The organism is Nocardioides panacisoli (assembly GCF_039537325.1).
Classification (GTDB): domain Bacteria; phylum Actinomycetota; class Actinomycetes; order Propionibacteriales; family Nocardioidaceae; genus Nocardioides; species Nocardioides panacisoli.
Genome location: NZ_BAABAH010000013.1, coordinates 37,993 through 54,161, shown reverse-complemented (window position 1 = coordinate 54,161; position 16,169 = coordinate 37,993). Strand labels below are relative to the sequence as shown.

The window sequence follows — 16,169 nt, the reverse complement described above, 5'->3', positions numbered from 1 at the left end:
CCAGGCCGCATCGAAGAAGTTCACGTGGATCTCGCGACCGGCATCGACCGAGGGAAGCTCGAACCTGCCGTCGTCATCGGTGCGCGCGCGCCACGTGGCCCCGTCGTCGGTCCACGCGGAGACGCTGATCTGCCGGAGGGGCCTTCCGTCGTCACCGTCGAGGACCGTCCCCTCCAGGGAGCCGGTGCCGGCTCGATCAGTCGCCTCCGTGCCAGAGGCAGGAGCGCACGTGAGACCGGCGATCACGAGCAGGGGAAGAAACACCGCGCCGAGGACGGGACGAAGCTGCACCGGAACTCCCACTCTCCCGAGACGCTGCCGAGCGGACGCGCAAACTCTCGCACATCAGGGCGAGGGGCCGCCCTGATCCTCGTGCGCGGGTGCTCTAACGTCTGGGCAATGACCGCTCGCCGTGTGCAGGCCACCGTCCTGGCACTGGTCATCACCGTGCTGGCAGTGTTCGGGGTCGCCGGCCACTCCCGGCTGTCGGGGCCGATCCTGTGGACGATCAACGACACGAACGGGGTGCACCGCGACGACCTGATCGTGGCGGGGTGCTGGCTGGTCGGCATCGTCATCTGCGTGCTGCTCGGGCGTAGTCCGCGGCCGCCCGGCGATGCCGGCTCCGGCGCAGCGTCGCGGGAAGAGTGAGCACCAGCGCGACCGCGATGCCGAGCACGGCACCCACACTGTTCGCGAGCAGGTCGCGGTCGTCGGGCACTCGTCCGGGGATGGCGTGCTGGGCCGACTCGATGAAGGCGGTCGTCGCGAAGCAGAGCAGCGCCGCGAGCCACCAGCGCCCGGCTCCGAGCAGCAGCAGCAGGAACATCCCGGCCGGCACGAACAGCGCGATGTTCGCCAGGAACTCGAACCGGTTGTAGTCGAGGGACTCCAGGTGGCCGCGCCGGTGCAGGGCATCGAGGACGCGCAGCACGAACTCCGCCTGGCTCGTGTGCTGGTCCTGCGGCGTCAGCGTCAGCCAGCCGAGGAAGACCAGGTAGACCCCGGTCACCGCGCTGAGCAGCGGATGTCGATGCAGCATCGACCCAGTCTGCCGGGCACCCGGTGGTCGAGGAGGTCGCGCAGCGACCGACCACCCCGGTGGTCGAGGAGGTCGCGCAGCGACCGACCACCCCGGTGGTCGAGGAGGTCGCGCAGCGACCGACCACCCCGGTGGTCGAGGAGGTCGCGCAGCGACCGTCACGAGACCCACTCCCACAGCGCCGAGACCGGCAGTCCCCACATGCCGGGGCGGTACTTGAACCCGACCGGCGCGGTGTTGAGCACGATCCCGCCGCGGAACCGCGAGCCGGCACGGGTGGCGAGCGCCTCGAGCGAGCGGAACTGGTGGGGCCGGAAGGCGGCGGCGGTGCGGATCTCGATGCCGTAGACGGTCTCGTCGGCGAGCTCGACGAGGAGGTCGACCTCGAGGCCGTTGCGCTCGCGGAGGTGCCCGAGCCGGTAGTCGACGACGCTGGTCTCCCGCTGGCGCAACAGCTCGGTGATCGCGATCCCCTCGAGCAGCGGCGCGAGCCGGCTGCGGCCGGCGAGCTCGGTGAGGTCGGCGGCGCTGACGCCGGCGAGGTGGCGGGCGACCGCCGGGTCGGCGAACACGACCCGTGGGCGGGCGACCGCGCGTTTCGCGACGCTGGCACCTGTGCCCGGCAGCATCCGGACCAGGCCCAGCCGCTCGACCAGGTCGACGTACGGCGCGATCGTCGTCTCCGGGATGCCAGCCGCCGCGGCGAGGCGGGCCCTGTTGAGCTCGGCCGACGGCGGCCGCGCCATGGCGGTGACGAGCGCGAGCAGGCGGTCCGGGTCGGTACGGCGCACGCTGGGCGCGACGTCGTGCACCAGGCGCCGCAGCTCCTCGTCGATGCCGTCCTCGCGCGCGGTCAGGGCGACGTACTCGGTGATCCCGTAGCGGGACCGCACCTCGTCGGGGACCGACGCCCGTGAGCCCAGCCGGGCGACGAAGTCCTCTGCCACGCGCCGAGAGTAGCGCCCGAACTCGTAGATTTGTCTACGCGATTCGCGGCGATGTCAGCCTGCAAGGCAGTGCATGGCACGATGGGCCGAGTTTGATCGGTGGATACACGATCCCGAAAGGATGGCGCCGACCCCGCATGACACAGACGCACACCGACTACCGGCTGAGCCAGCTGGACCAGCTCGAGGCCGAGTCGATCCACATCTTCCGTGAGGTCGCGGCGGAGTTCGAGAAGCCCGTCCTGATGTTCTCGGGCGGCAAGGACAGCATCGTGATGATGCGACTGGCCGAGAAGGCGTTCTACCCCGCGAAGATCCCGTTCCCCGTGCTGCAGGTCGACACCGGGTACGACTTCCCCGAGGTGCTCGCGACCCGCGACAACTGGGTCAACCGGCTGGGCGTCCGCCTGATCGTCGCCTCGGTCGAGGAGGCCATCAAGAACGGCATCGTCGTCGACGACGGCAAGACCAGCCGCAACCGGCTCCAGATCGGCACCCTGCTCAACGCCATCGAGGAGAACGGCTTCACCGCCGCCTTCGGTGGCGGCCGCCGCGACGAGGAGAAGGCCCGCGCCAAGGAGCGCGTCTACTCCCACCGCGACGAGTTCGGCCAGTGGGACCCGAAGAACCAGCGCCCCGAGCTGTGGAGCCTCTACAACGGTCGCCTGCACGAGGGCGAGCACATGCGGATCTTCCCGATCTCCAACTGGACCGAGCTGGACATCTGGGACTACATCGGCCGCGAGGGCATCGAGATCCCCTCGATCTACTTCTCCCACCAGCGCCGCGTCTTCGAGCGCGACGGGATGCTGCTCTCCGAGAGCGAGCACAACCCGTGCCGCGAGGGTGAGGTCGCCGAGGAGCGGACCGTCCGGTTCCGCACCGTGGGCGACCTGACCCTGACCGGGTGCGTCGAGAGCACCGCGTCCACGATCGACGAGATCATCGCCGAGGTCGCGATCGCCCGGGTCACCGAGCGCGGCGCGACCCGCGGTGACGACAGGTTCTCCGAGGCTGCCATGGAGGACCGGAAGAAGGAGGGCTACTTCTGATGAGCACCACCAACATGGACCTTCTCCGGTTCGCCACCGCCGGCTCCGTCGACGACGGCAAGTCGACCCTGATCGGGCGACTGCTGCTGGACTCGAAGTCGATCTTCGAGGACCAGCTCGAGGCGGTCGAGGCGACCAGCACGTCGCGCGGCTACGACTACACCGACCTCGCGCTGCTCACCGACGGCCTGCGCTCGGAGCGCGAGCAGGGCATCACCATCGACGTGGCCTACCGCTACTTCGCGACGCCCACCCGCAAGTTCATCATCGCCGACACCCCGGGCCACGTGCAGTACACGCGGAACATGGTCACCGGCGCCTCCACCGCCGACCTCGGTCTGGTGCTCGTCGACGCCCGCCAGGGCCTGACCGAGCAGTCGCACCGGCACGCGGTGATCCTGTCGCTGCTCCGGGTCCCGCACCTGGTGCTCGCGGTGAACAAGATGGACCTCGTGGACTTCGACGAGAAGGTCTACGAGAAGATCCACGCCGAGTTCACGCAGTTCGCCACCAAGCTGAACATCCCGGACCTCACGGTCATCCCGATCTCGGCGCTGCAGGGCGACAACGTCGTCAACCGCTCCGAGAACACGCCGTGGTACTCCGGCCCGACGCTGATGCACCACCTCGAGCACGTGCACGTCGCCTCGGACCGCGACCTGATCGACGCCCGGTTCCCGGTGCAGTACGTCGTGCGGCCGAAGTCGGACGAGTTCCACGACTACCGCGGGTACGCCGGCCAGGTCGCCGGTGGCGTGATGAAGCCGGGCGACGAGGTCGTCGTCCTGCCCTCGGGCATGACGTCGAAGATCTCCAGGATCGACCTGTTCGACAAGGAGATCGACGAGGCGTTCCCGCCGATGAGCGTCACGGTCCACCTCGAGGACGACGTGGACGTCTCGCGCGGCGACATGATCGCCCGGACCAAGAACGCCCCGCAGCCGAGCCAGGACATCGACGCGATGGTCTGCTGGATGACGACGACGCCGCTCAAGCCGCGGCAGAAGCTCGCCATCAAGCACACCACCCGGACGGCCCGCGCCCTGGTCAAGGACATCCAGTACCGCCTGGACGTCAACACGCTGCACCGCGACCAGGAGACCAGGGAGCTCGGCGTCAACGAGATCGGCCGCGTGCAGCTGCGCACGACCGTACCGCTGCTGTGCGACCCCTACTCCAAGAACCGGGCCACCGGCTCGTTCATCCTGATCGACGAGGCGACCGGCGTCACGGTCGGCGCCGGCATGATCAACAGCGGCGCGTAGTCGTCGCACCCACGCCGAAGGGCGCCCTCCGCACGGAGGGCGCCCTTCGCGTTCCCTGCCTTGATCTGCACCGGCACACGACTCATCAGGTGAACCGGGCGGATGTGATCAAGGTGTCCAGCTCGAAGTACGTGTCGCGAGCACCGTCGAGCAGACCGATGGGTGCGCGGTCGCCGACCAGTCGGTCGACGAGCTCGATCACCTCACGAGCGTCACCGACGTACTCCGGGCCGGGAGATGCCGCGATGAGATCAGCAGCCACCAGGCGGGGGTCTCGTTCGTCGGCGGGGATCGTCTCGATGCCGGCGGACGGGTCGGCCATGTCCTTGACCCGCATCCGCTGGCCCCACGGCGGCGTGATCGATTGGGCCAGCAGTCCCGTCAGGTCTGGGACGAGCACTCCGGCCCTCGTCCAGTCCAGCGAGTAGGCGAACGTGACGACCGAAGGCTCCTCGCGCAGGTCGCGGTCACCGAAGCTGTCACGCGACCCGTCGAAGGCCACCAGCAGGCTGACCCCTGCCTCCGCGGGTGACCACTCCTCCCAGTCGACCAGCGGGACGCCGAGAGCGGTGCCGAACGCGCCCGCGAGGATGCGGGAGTCCCGGTCCGCGGCGGGCACGACGTTCCGGACCTCACGGCCGGAGCGGGCGAGCGCGGCCGCAGCCAGGTTCAGGACGTGCCGCATCCGGGCGTAGTCGTCGAAGAGGGCGGCGTAGCGCCCGTTCATCTCCTCCGACCCGATCGTCGCGAGGTGCAGCAGCACCGTCCCGCTGAGAATCGCCTCCCAACGTCGCAGCGGGCTTCCCGTCCACCGGCCGCTGTCGATTGCCTGGGCTCGCGCCAGGCGTCGTTGGGCCCGGTCCCAGAACGGGCTGGCCCGGTCGGCTGTCCTCAGGCCGAGGGCCACCGCGTCCAGGTCCCCGATCATCGCCGAGTAGTGGAGCGACAGCCCCTGGGCGTCGGAGCTCTGGGCGACGAGGTCGCGATGAGCGGCGTAGAGACGAGCCGCCTCGTCCGGGCGTCCCACGGTCTCCAGACAGAGGCCGAGCTCGACGAGCGCGGTGACGTGGCTCGGGTCGAGCGTGAGCGCCTCGGACAGCGGCTCGATGGCGAGCTCTGGGAGACCGATGTCGTAGAGCTGATAGCCGGCGTCGAACAGGGCGCCGGGATCACCGGGCCGTGTCGCCGCCGCCTCGACGACGTGCGCGGCGGTGGTCGCACCAAGAGCGAACAGGATCGCGGGCAGTGCTCGCAGCTGCGTGGCGCTGGTCCCCGCCTCGACCGGCTGCCAGGTGCGTACGGCGCGCATCCGTACCTGACGAAGACGTTCGTGTGCGCTCTCCTCGTCCAGGCCACGGACTTCCTGGGTACCGGCGGCGAGAACCGGTTCGATGTCCGCGCGGTCGCGCTCGTCTGGCCGAGGCCGGTCGCCGGCGCGCGGGCTTGCGGGCGTGTCGACGATCAGGGGAGCGAGGAGGCGCTCGGCGGTGGCGGCGAACCGGACCGGGTCCCGCACGTCGTCGTTCTCGCCGAGGTTGGTGTGCCCCCCGCCCACGAACAAGCCGAGGAAGCAGTTGTCATGGAGGTCCGGAGCGACCTCTGCGCCGGCGATCGCGGCGATCGTGCCGTCGGCGCGGTAGCCGACACCCAGGTGGAGGTAGCTGATCGGTCCCCTGGCCGAGACCTGGTCCCAGATCTCGATCCGGCCTCCACCGGCGGGTGCCGACGGGGCGAGGTCGGGCCGATCACGCCAGGCGACGAGCGCTGGTGCGCCTCCGGCTGCAGCGAACTGCTCGAGGGGCTGGTGGGAGCTTGCCGGGGTCGTGCCTCCGGGCGGGTTCGCGTGGTCGACCGTGCCGCGGCGCTCGCTGTCGACGCGGTCCATGAGGGCCGGGACGACCTGCTCGGACATCGCGCCCCACGTCTCGATGTCGGGGACCGGCGGGACCCGGTGGGTGCTGCCGAAGGTGCTCTGGTCGTTGAAGAACTCGACCCGTGAAGCGCCGTCGGGCCCTGGGCGCGTGGCCAGCCACATCCACTGGATCGAGCCGCCGGGACGCGCGACGACGGTGGCGAAGTCGCGTGGCGGGTGGCTGGCCACAGTCCACAGCTCGGCATGACCGCCGTCCGGAAGCGGGAGCAGGCCGACCAGGCGGTGCTCCTGGATGACGGGGAAGCCCTGCTGGGTGGCCGCGAACCGTTCGACGGCGGTGTGGTCGATCGCCGTGTGCCGATCGGCCGGCTGTGTCGCGCGGGAGCGACGGAAAAGGCCCATGTCCGAGGGTAAAGGGCAGCAACGCCCTGCCCGCTGCCTTTCGGCAGCTCCGTCCCTCAGTACTGCGGGTAGGCGACCCCGAGGAGCGCATCGGGGTCCGCCTGTCCCCGGCCCTCGAAGCCCCAGATCTCGAGGAACGCCAGGCGGCTCGGGTCGTCGATGTACAGCACTCCGCTCTCGGAGCGCGTTCCGTCGCCGGCGACGTAGCCCCTGATCTGGCCGCTACGGTGCTCCCCCGCCGTCGACCCGCAGCCGGGGTCGTCGTCGAGCTGGTAGCAGACCAGCGTGGGGCCGTGGTACCGCCGGTCCTCGCGCTGGTAGCTCGTGACCTTGGCTCGGTAGAGCAGGAAGGACTGCCGACTGTCGAGCTGCGCCACGTACGCCGTACTGCTGCCGAGAGTGCACTCGGACTCCTCGACCTCTCCGGGAGAGTATGTGTGCACCTTGTGGCACTCGGTCAGCGCGAACTCAGTGGCCATCCGGATCAGCGCTGGACTGTCGGGCGCAGTGGACGCCGGCACGGTCGGATCCGTGGCCTCGTACGTCGACTCGAGCTCGGCGACCCTCGCGCCGACGAGGTGAGCCGAGGTCAAGGACTCAGCTGAGTCCCAGTACACCTCGGCCGGCTCGCTGCTCCCGGTCCGAGCAGGGTCGAAGGAGTAGTACCGGTGCCCACGCTCCGCGTCGCGGAGGGTGCCCGCCCGGGTGTCGATCAGCCGCTTCCGTGCGGCGTCGAGGTCCGTCAGCGTGGGGTAACGGCTCAGTGTCAGGGTCCCTCCTGGCAGCGTGCAGTCGATCTCGGAGCCCGGGTCGGTCGACGTCGAGGCGTCCACGCACTCGGTGACCGCGGCGGTGATGGTCGCTGAGAGGTCGGCGAACTGTGCGTCGACGTCGCTCAGGTCAACGTCCTCCGCACCGTCGTCCGTCGTGGTCCCGCCGCCGCTGCTCGGCGGGTCGTCGTCTGCGGCTCTCAACCACCAGGTGATGCCTCCTGCGACCAGCGCCAGCGCAACGAGCGCGGCGACCAGAGCCACGACCGCACGCGGCCACCGCGGGCGTTCCGGCGGCGGCGTACGGCGCTCCTCCCCGGGAGGGGAATCCTCGGCCGGACGTGTGACCGTGACCTCGGCTCGACCGCCGGGCGGCCCTGGTGGGCCGGTCGGGCGGTCCGGCGGCATCGTTCGTGCGTCGCCTCCTGGCGGCCACTGCGCCGGCGGCTCGCCGAGCGAGAACTTCGCCATCGTCGGCTCGTCGACCCGGCTGGCCCCATAACCGAGTGCTGCGCACGCCCAGGCGCAGATCGCCGGCTCGCCTCCGCCTCGTTCCTGCGCGAAGCGGAAGCTCACCGATCGCACGGCCGCCTCGGGATCGCCGCCGTTGTCGATCACCCGCAGCAGCTGCTCGGCCGTGCGCGTCCGGACGGCGTCGGTCAGCACGCTCAGGACCCCGACCGGCAAGGACGTGTCCCCGAGCACGTCCTCGAGCGCGGCCTGGAACGCGGCGGGGTTGAGGATCACGTCGATGCCGTGCTGGTCGACCAGAGCGCGGATCTCGTGGTGCAGCGCGGCGTCGGTCGCCCCGGCTCGTGCCCGCGGAGCGATGCCTGAGGATCCCGGGCGTCCCGCGCGGAACGAGCTGCCGTCGGCCTCCCAGATCCTGCGGATCTCGAAACCCCGGTCGCAGGCGCCCATGTGTCCGTAGCTGCCGAGCTGGGTGAGTAGCCCGTCGACGACGACCTCCTGCTCCCAGAACCCGATCTCGGTCCAGCTCGGCACGACCCAGTCCGCGGTCGCCCCGTCGGAGAAGTGCGCGCTCCACCGCTCCTGCGACCCGCCCGGCTGGAACTCCGAGGTCTCGAAGCCGCTCCGGTAGACGCCGCGGACCCGGTCCACGCGTGTTCGTCCGTCCGCCTGCACGACCGATTCCTCAGGGCCGGGGGCCCGGACGGGCTCGACGAGGCCGTCGACGCTGCCCGCTCACGAAGCCCACCACCGCCTCATCGTAGGCACGGTGGCACTGCCGCGCAGGCCGTTCAGCGCTGCGGGCGGAAGTGCAGGCCGACCTCGGGGTCGACGAGGACCTCCTGCGACGCCGGCAGACCGTCGACGTCGAGCGCCGCGTCGATGGCGACGTTGCGCTTGAGCAGGGCCAGCGAGATCGGGCCGAGCTCGTGGTGGCGGGCGGAGGAGCCGACGCGACCGACGGGTCGCGTGGGGGCGCCGGAGGTTTCGAGGCTCGGCGCTGGGGCGCCTCGCACCTCAACCACCGGCGAGCCGGCGGCGGGGAGGCGGTTCTCCGAGCCGTCGAGGTGGAGCAGGGTGAGGCGGCGGGGCGGGCGGCCCAGGTTGTGCACCCGGGCGATCGTCTCCTGGCCGCGGTAGCAGCCCTTGTCGAGGTGGACCGCCGCCCACGCGGGGCCGTCCTCGACGCCGAGCCAGCCGACCTCGTTGGGGATGGTCCGCTCGTCGGTGTCGATGCCGAAGCGCGGCTCGCCGCGGGCGATGCGGAGGGCCTCGAAGGCCCACAGCCCGGCCGCCGGGCCGGCGGCGTCTGCGTACTTCTCGAGCTGGTCGCGGGGGATCAGGTCGTAGCGGCCGGCCTCGCCGGACGGCCCGGGGGTCTCGTGACGGTCGCTAGCGCGACCTCCTCGACCACCGGGCGGAGCGGGGCGCCAGGCGATTGCGATGTCGGCGGTGACGTCGGTGACCTCGACGCGCATCATGAAGCGCATCCGGTCGAGGAAGTCGATCAGCGCGGCCGCGCGGCCGGGCTCGGTGTGGGCGGTGAACGCCTCCCCGTCGTCGACACCCGCGAACGCGTGCTCGATGTGGCCCTGCGGGCTGAGGACGAGGGCGTGCGTCCAGACGCCGGGCTGGAGACCCTCGAAGGCCTGGGAGGTCAGCGAGTGCAGCCAGGTGAGGCGGTCCGGACCGCTCACCCGGAGCACGTCGCGGTGGGACAGGTCGACGAAGCCCTCCCCCGCCGCCAGGGCGCGCTGCTCGCCGTACAGGCTCCCGTAGTGCGCCGCCACCCCCGCGTCGATGCCGTCGCCGGCGACCGCGCCGGGAAGGTTGAGCAGCGGGCTGATCATGAAGATCTCCTCATGGGTCTCGTGACGGTCGCTTCGCGACCTCCTCGACCACCGGCCGACAGTCGTCGCACTGACCGAAGACGGTCAGGTGGCCCAGGTCTGGGGTGAACGCGTGGAGGGTGGTCAGGGATTCCACGAACGGCGCGGCCTCCTCCGCGTCGACCGAGATCACCTTGCGGCAGCCCCGGCAGACGAGGTGGAAGTGGGTGTGTCCGCGGGTGGAGTGATAGGTCGGCGCACGGTCGCTGAGGTGGGCGTGCCGGACCAGGCCGAGCTCCTCGAGCACCTCGAGCGTGCGGTAGACCGTGGAGGCGTTGATCGTGCTCGCCTGCTGCTGGACGTGGACGAGCACCTCGTCGGGCGTCGCGTGGCCGAGCTCGTCGACCGCGGTCAGGATCAGCTCGCGCTGCGGCGTGAGGCGGTAGCCCTTCTCGCGGAGGGCGGCACGCCAGTCGGGCGCGGAGCGGGGGACGTCAGGCACGTTGGAGGCGGGCCCAGAGGTGGGGCTGGAGCGGCTGGCCCACGGCCGCCATGTCGTAGGCGTAGAGGAGGTCGCCGTCGACGTTGCCGTAGAGGCGGTGTCCCTCGGTGACCTCCTTGGCCGACTCGGTGAACCCGATCCCGGCGGTGCGGAGCTCGATCTTGCCGCCCTCGGCCTGGCCGTACCAGATCTCGGAGAAGCCGGTGTTGACGGCGAGCACCATCTCGATCCGGCCCTCGGGTCGAGCCCGGATGAACCCGGTCTCCTGCGCGGCCTCGCGGACCTTGTTGCCCTCCTCGTCGATGATCCAGGAGCGCGACATGTAGTGGAAGAACGGCCGGCCGTCCTGCTGGAAGATCAGCTCCTGGCCGAACTGGAACTTCTCGATGGTCGGGTAGTCGCCGTGGCCGTTGCCGCGCCAGGTGCCGAGCAGCCACGCGATGGGGCCGCAGTCGGGGTGCAGGTTCGGGGGGATCTCGAAGGCCACGATGAACCAGTCTAGGGCCGCACCACCGGGCAGACTGACCCCGTGCTGACCCCCGCCGCGGTCTCCCAGGTACGCCGAGCCGTGCGCTCGGCGCTCCTGGTCGAGGACGGGCGCGCGCCGCGGTGGCAGTGGGGCGGCCAGGTGCCCGTGCGGGACTTCGTCGCGGCGGTCGACCGGCACCGCGTGGCGCAGCCGCTCTCCGCGGCCGCGGAGGCGCTCGCGCTGCCCAGGGAGGTGGCGGAGCCCGTCGCCGAGGGGACCCGCGACGACCGGCTCGGTGCGATGAGCCAGGTACGCGCGATCGCGGCCGTCGACACGGCGCTCGACGGGATCGACCACCTCTTCTTCAAGGGCGCGGCCCTCGCCGTACAGCTGACCGGGGACCTGACCGCCCGCGGCGCCGGTGACGTCGACGTGCTCGTCGACGTGGACGACCTCGAGGCCGCTCTGGACCGGATCCGGGCCGCCGGGTGGACCATCCGTCCGCAGCACGCGAGCGACCCGGGCAGCTGGATGTGGGGCTACCAGCGACGGGTCGCCCACGAGATCGGGCTCGAGGGCGCGTCCGGGACCGTCGACCTGCACTGGCGGCTGGACCCGACATACGACGCCCTGCCGTCCTTCGCCGAGCTCTGGTCCCGGCGCGAGAGGATCCAGGTCGGGCCGGTGTCGGTCGCGACGATGAGCCGGTCCGACGCGTTCGCGCACGCCCTGCGGCACGCCGCGCGCGACGACTGGGGCTCGCTGCGCAGCCTGGTCGACATCCACCGCCTCGCGCGCGACCGGGCCGCCTGGCCGGCCCGCCCCGACCGGCTCGCGCGCACGTCGCTCACCGTCACCGAGGCAACCGTCGGGCTGCCCGAACCGGTCCCGCCCTTCCGGCGGGTGCGCGCCGGCCTGCCGCGGGCGCTGAGCGCCCAGCGGCGCACGATGCGGTTCACGCGCTTCCAGGGTGACGCGGCGCTGCGCTACACGACCTACTGCCTGGCCGGCAGCCGCTCCCCCCGCGACATCGGGGTCGCACTGGCGAGCCTGGTGCTGCCGCCGCTGCGGGTGGCGCACGTACCGGAGCACGACGCCGCGGGCGCGATCCTGCACGGCCTCGCCGCGCGGTCCCGGCCGTCCGACGCGTGGGCGCCGGGAGGCGACCGGTGACCGCCCGCGCGCGCCGCTACCTCGCCAACGCCGTCGCGGCCTGCGGTACGCCGGCGATCGTGCGGCTGCTGCTGGCGATGCTGCTCGGGTCCGTGCTCGAGGGCGCGGTGCTGGCGCTGCTGGTGCCGCTGATCCAGCTGCTCGCGGGCTCGGACCACCCGCAGGTGCCGGTGGTCGGTGCCTCGATCAGCCCCACGACGCTCGTCGTGCTGGCGGGCGTCGCCGTACTCCTGCGTGGGACGGTCCAGTGGTGGTCGGCCGTCACCAGCGCCGACCTGCGGCTGCGCACCCTGGACGCCCTCCGGCTGCGCGCGCTCGGCGGGATCCTCGAGGCGGACTGGTCCTACCTCGCGACCCAGCGGCGCAGCGACGTCGTGCACGCGACCACCGTCGAGGCCGAGCGGGCGGAGGCCGCGTTCGAGCTGACGCTGCGGATGATGGTCGACGCGCTGCTCCTCGTCGCGAGCGCGGTGGTCGCGGTGATCATCGAGCCGCGCCTCGGACTCCCGGCGATCGGGTGCCTCCTGGTCGTCGTGCTGGTGGCCCGGCGCGGGGTACGCCGCAGCGTCGACCTCGGCGTCGAGTGGACCGCGCGCACCATGCTGTTCAGCGCGACCGTCACCGACTCGCTCTCCTCGCTGCGGCTGATCCGCGCGCACGAGGCGTCCGCGCAGTGGCTCCGGCTGCTGCGGGAGGCCTCCGACGGCGGGCGCCGGGTGCAGCGGAGGTACGTCGAGCACACCGCCGGGACGCAGGCCCTCGTCAGCTTCGCTGCCCTCGGCATCGCCCTGCTGCTCGTCGTGCTCGGCCGGACGATGGGGCTCGGCGTCGCTGAGCTGGTCGCCCTCGCCGTCGTCACCACCCGCCTGCTCACCACCGCACGCGCGCTGCTCGGCGAGGGGCAGGCGTTCGCCCACTTCGCGCCGTCGCTGGACGCGGTCGAGCGGATCATCGAGGAGACGGCACACGCCGAGGGTCTCGATACGCGGCCTCGTTCCTCGGCCGCTACTCGACCACCGGATGGTCCGGGTGTTGGTCGAGTAGCCGGCGAGGAACGAGCCGGCGTATCGAGACCCCTGCTGGAGCTGCGGGGAGTGACCGTGGGGTACGGCGAGGGGGCGGTGCTGGACGGGCTGGACCTCGAGGTGCCGGCGGGGGCGCTGGTGGCGGTGACCGGGCCGAGCGGGGCGGGGAAGTCGACGCTGCTGGACGTCGCCCTCGGGCTGCTGGTGCCGGAGGCGGGCGAGGTGCTCGTCGACGGGATGCCCGTGGGCGACCCGCGGGCCTGGCGGGCGCGGCTCGGTTACGTACCGCAGCAGACGGTGCTGATCCCCGCGAGCGTGCGGGAGAACCTGACCTGGTCCGCGGGCCGCGAGCTGAGCGACGACGCGCTGTGGGCCGCGCTGGAGGGCGCGCAGGTCGCCGACGTCGTACGCCGACTGCCGGACGGCATCGACACCGTGCTCAACGACCTCGCCCAGCTGTCCGGCGGCGAGCAGCAGCGGCTGTCCATCGGCCGCGCGCTCGCCCGGCAGCCGGACCTGCTCGTCCTCGACGAGGCGACCTCGTCCCTCGACCCGGCGACCGAGCGCGCGGTCCTGGCCAACCTGCGGGCGACCGGGGCGGCCATCCTGATCGCCACGCACCGCGCGTCGATCGCGGAGGTCGCCGACGCGGTAGTCGCGCTCGACCCGGACCACCTGTTCAGCAACGAGGCGGGTCCTGCGTGACGCCGACGACCGGGCCGGTCCTGTGCGGCGACTGGCGGCGGTACGGCCCCGACCTCGCCGCGGTCCACGGCCCTGCGCCCGTCCACGCGGCGGCCCTGCGGCGCTGGCTGCTCGGCGGGTGCGCCGGGCCGACGCCGGTGCGCCAGGGGTTCGTCGCCGTCGCCGCCCGGCCCGACGGCGCGACCGTCGTCGCGACCAGCCCGCGCTGGGAGCAGTCCGGGCTGTACGCCGTCGTCGACGGCCGGCTGCACGTCGCCCTGCACCCGCGCGACCTGATCCGCTCGCTCCCCCGGCCGCCGGCGTTGAACGTGGCCAAGCTGGTGGACCTCGCCGTGCACCACGACGATCCCGCCGTCACGATCTTCGAGGGCATCGCCCGGGTCCCCAACGGGCACGTCCTCGTCCAGGAGCCGGGCGGGACCGTCACCGTGCGCCGGTGGTTCGAGCCCGACGTCGACGAGGACCGCTCGATCCGGGTGCGGGAGGCGCCGCGGCTGCTCCGGGGGGCGGTGCGGGACGCCGTACGCGTGTCCCTGCCGGGGGCCGGTCAGGTCACCGCGACCATGTCCGGCGGTCTCGACTCGAGCACCGTCGCCGCGACGGCCGCCGGCCTGCTCGCGCCCGAGGGCCGGTCGGTCCAGGCCTTCACGCACGTGCCCATCCCCGGCACGGACGACCCGCCCGGAGCCTGGGACGCGGACGATGGCCCTTACGCCGAGGCCATCGCGCGGTCCATCGACGGCCTCTCCTGGTCACCGGTCGCCAACACCACGCTGACGACCCCGCTCGAGGCCGACCGCTGGGCGATGGAGCGGACCTGGCAACCTGCGTTCAACCCGCTGAACCAGGTGTGGTTCAACGAGATCGTCCGCCGGAGCGAGACGCTGAGGTCTCCGCTGCTGCTGACCGGAGGCGCCGGCAACGCGACGTTCTCGAGGAGCTCCGACGGCGTGCTCCGCACCCTTGCGCGTCGGGGCCGAGTCGACGCGCTGCTGCGGCAGGTGGCGCTGCGCCACGGCACCGGCCTCAGCTGGGGGCGGGCGGCGCGGAGCGTGGTCCGTGAGACCCTTCCGGCGCGGGTGCTCGCCGCGCGCCGCGAGCAACGCATGCGGCGCTCGGGCTTGCGCCCGGAATGGATCGCGATGCTCGAGTCGCTCCCGGCTCGTCTCGACCGGCTGAGCGACGCCGCGCGGGCGGACTACGAGCGGGCCCAGGCCGGGCTCGGCACCCCCGACCGCGCCGCCTGGATCGACTTCGTCCGTCTGGACGGCGCCCGGTTCGGCCTCTCCCAGGACATGTCGGACTCTGTGTGGTGGAGCGACCCGCTCTCCGACCCCGAGCTCGTCGCCACGGCGCTCCGGATGCCCGAGGAGGCGTGGCTCGCCGGCGGCCGTGACCGCGGCCTCGCCCGGGAGACCGCGCTCGGCGTACTCCCCGACGTGGTGCGGCTCCGCCGCACCTGGGGGGCGCAGAGCGCCGACGGCCCGGCGTGGGTAGTCGGTCAGGTGCCCGCCTACCAGGAGCTCCTCGAGCGGTTCCGGGCCTCGCCCGTCGTGCCCGAGATCCTCGACCTCGAGCTGCTCGCGTCGGTCGTGAGCCCGCTGCTCACCGACCCGGACACCGCCGTGCTCTGGCAGGACGTCTACGGCCGCGCGTTCTCACTCGGCCACTTCGTCGTCTGGTACGAGGACGAGGTCCTCAGCCGCTGATCGACGCGACGGCGTCGGCGACGGCGGCGACGCTGTCGCCCTCGGCCGGGCGGGCGACCGTCCACAGCGGGACTGTGCGGGTGAGCTCGGTGGCCCACCGCAGGTACGCCGAGCGGTGCTCGGGGAGGTGGCAGACGCCGTAGCGGTCCCCGCTGTCCGCGACCGTGGTGATCGCCTGCAGGGCCGGCACCGGCCGGACCTCGACCTGGTTGCCTGCGGCAAGAGTGCTCAGCAGCACCATCGCCGCGAGCGGGCGCGGCGTCAGGTCGGCGCCGACCACCGCGTAGACCCGCTTCTCGCGCTCGGGGAGCCACCGGCCGACGGCGGGGTCGCCGCCGAGGCGACGGGCGGCGGCCTCGGAGAGGTGGACGGGCCGCTCGACGGGCCGGGCGAGCGCACCCTTCGGCCCCGTCACGACCTCGGCGATGTCGTCGCACGCGAAGCCCCAGCCGCGGGTCACGAGCTCGACCGTCGTGGTCGACTTCCCCGCGCGCGAGTCGCCGAGGATCGCGACCATCCGTCCGTCGGGCGCGGCGACGAGCGTCGCGTGCAGGTTGTAGCGGCCGTCAAGCGTCAGGAGGGCCCGCGCCGCTGTGGCGTAGGCCAGCCAGTCGTTCGCGATGCGGCTCTCGCCGTCCGGGGCCCTGAGCGTGACCGCGCCGCGCTCGACGTACACGCTCGCGCCGTCGTCGGACCGGAACAGCAGGCGGTCGGCGTCGGCCCACCAGTACGGCCGGGCGACGACCGGGGCGTCCCACGGCTCGGGGGTCTCCCCCTCGACGACCGGGACGCCGAGGACCTCACGGGTGATCGAGGGCGGGTCGAGCGTGACTTTCCCCGCCCCCGCGACGTTGTGCACGATGTAACTCTAGGAACCCGCTCGCCAACCTGGGCGATCGGGCGCATACTATGGACCGCAGCTTGCTGTGTGCTCC

General features: G+C 72.3%; 14 protein-coding genes. 6 read left to right on the top strand and 8 right to left on the bottom strand.

The features are described 5' to 3' along the window. Positions 1 to 24: 24 nt before the first annotated feature. The gene (locus tag ABD709_RS16240) at positions 25 to 651 is read left to right on the top strand and encodes a hypothetical protein (RefSeq protein ID WP_344777294.1); all 627 of its coding nucleotides are present in this window, start codon (positions 25 to 27) and stop codon (positions 649 to 651) included. On the opposite strand, the gene ABD709_RS16235 is transcribed toward ABD709_RS16240, so the two are convergent. Further along, entirely contained in the window at positions 575 to 1,042 is a 468-nt protein-coding gene (locus tag ABD709_RS16235) for a VanZ family protein (RefSeq protein ID WP_344777293.1), read from the bottom strand. The genes ABD709_RS16240 and ABD709_RS16235 overlap by 77 nt on opposite strands. A gap of 158 nt (positions 1,043 to 1,200) precedes the next feature. Next, a complete protein-coding gene (locus tag ABD709_RS16230) occupies positions 1,201 to 1,989 on the bottom strand; it encodes a DUF4143 domain-containing protein (protein WP_344777291.1) in 789 nt (262 codons plus the stop codon). Between the two features lie 137 nt (positions 1,990 to 2,126). Here ABD709_RS16230 and cysD point away from each other — a divergent pair, with 137 nt between their 5' ends. Beyond that, the gene (cysD, locus tag ABD709_RS16225) at positions 2,127 to 3,041 is read left to right on the top strand and encodes a sulfate adenylyltransferase subunit CysD (RefSeq protein ID WP_344777289.1); all 915 of its coding nucleotides are present in this window, start codon (positions 2,127 to 2,129) and stop codon (positions 3,039 to 3,041) included. Then, the gene (locus tag ABD709_RS16220; protein WP_344777287.1) at positions 3,041 to 4,306 is read left to right on the top strand and encodes a sulfate adenylyltransferase subunit 1; all 1,266 of its coding nucleotides are present in this window, start codon (positions 3,041 to 3,043) and stop codon (positions 4,304 to 4,306) included. The genes cysD and ABD709_RS16220 overlap by 1 nt, the downstream gene beginning before the upstream one ends. An 85-nt stretch (positions 4,307 to 4,391) precedes the next feature. Here the strand turns inward: ABD709_RS16220 and ABD709_RS16215 are convergent, their stop codons facing one another. The 5 genes from ABD709_RS16215 to ABD709_RS16195 form a co-directional block, all read right to left on the bottom strand. Beyond that, on the bottom strand, positions 4,392 to 6,581 hold the full coding sequence (locus ABD709_RS16215; RefSeq protein ID WP_344777285.1) for a tetratricopeptide repeat protein: 2,190 nt from the start codon (positions 6,579 to 6,581) through the stop codon (positions 4,392 to 4,394). Positions 6,582 to 6,637: 56 nt separating this feature from the next. After that, a complete protein-coding gene (locus tag ABD709_RS16210) occupies positions 6,638 to 8,473 on the bottom strand; it encodes a hypothetical protein (RefSeq protein WP_344777282.1) in 1,836 nt (611 codons plus the stop codon). A gap of 140 nt (positions 8,474 to 8,613) precedes the next feature. Further along, a complete protein-coding gene (gene ygfZ / locus ABD709_RS16205; RefSeq protein ID WP_344777280.1) occupies positions 8,614 to 9,672 on the bottom strand; it encodes a CAF17-like 4Fe-4S cluster assembly/insertion protein YgfZ in 1,059 nt (352 codons plus the stop codon). A 10-nt stretch (positions 9,673 to 9,682) separates the two neighbouring features. Further along, positions 9,683 to 10,153, bottom strand: coding sequence for a Fur family transcriptional regulator (locus ABD709_RS16200; protein WP_344777278.1), 471 nt, complete (start codon positions 10,151 to 10,153; stop codon positions 9,683 to 9,685). After that, positions 10,146 to 10,640: a heme-binding beta-barrel domain-containing protein gene (locus ABD709_RS16195; RefSeq protein ID WP_344777276.1), complete on the bottom strand. Its 495-nt coding sequence runs from the start codon at positions 10,638 to 10,640 to the stop codon at positions 10,146 to 10,148. The genes ABD709_RS16200 and ABD709_RS16195 overlap by 8 nt, the downstream gene beginning before the upstream one ends. A 42-nt stretch (positions 10,641 to 10,682) precedes the next feature. Between ABD709_RS16195 and ABD709_RS16190 the strand changes: the two genes are divergently transcribed. From ABD709_RS16190 to ABD709_RS16180, 3 genes are read left to right on the top strand one after another with little or no spacing between them, the layout of a single operon-like run. Continuing rightward, positions 10,683 to 11,795 (top strand): nucleotidyltransferase family protein, encoded by a 1,113-nt coding sequence (locus tag ABD709_RS16190; protein WP_344777275.1) that lies wholly within the window; start codon positions 10,683 to 10,685, stop codon positions 11,793 to 11,795. Continuing rightward, positions 11,792 to 13,525, top strand: a complete 1,734-nt coding sequence (locus ABD709_RS16185) for an ABC transporter ATP-binding protein (protein ID WP_344777274.1) — start codon at positions 11,792 to 11,794, stop codon at positions 13,523 to 13,525. Before ABD709_RS16190 ends, ABD709_RS16185 begins: the two co-directional genes overlap by 4 nt. Further along, complete coding sequence (locus ABD709_RS16180) at positions 13,522 to 15,234, top strand: asparagine synthase-related protein (RefSeq protein WP_344777273.1); 1,713 nt, start codon at positions 13,522 to 13,524, stop codon at positions 15,232 to 15,234. Before ABD709_RS16185 ends, ABD709_RS16180 begins: the two co-directional genes overlap by 4 nt. Here the strand turns inward: ABD709_RS16180 and ABD709_RS16175 are convergent. Next, positions 15,224 to 16,093 (bottom strand): hypothetical protein, encoded by an 870-nt coding sequence (locus tag ABD709_RS16175; protein WP_344777272.1) that lies wholly within the window; start codon positions 16,091 to 16,093, stop codon positions 15,224 to 15,226. The genes ABD709_RS16180 and ABD709_RS16175 overlap by 11 nt on opposite strands. Positions 16,094 to 16,169 lie beyond the last annotated feature (76 nt).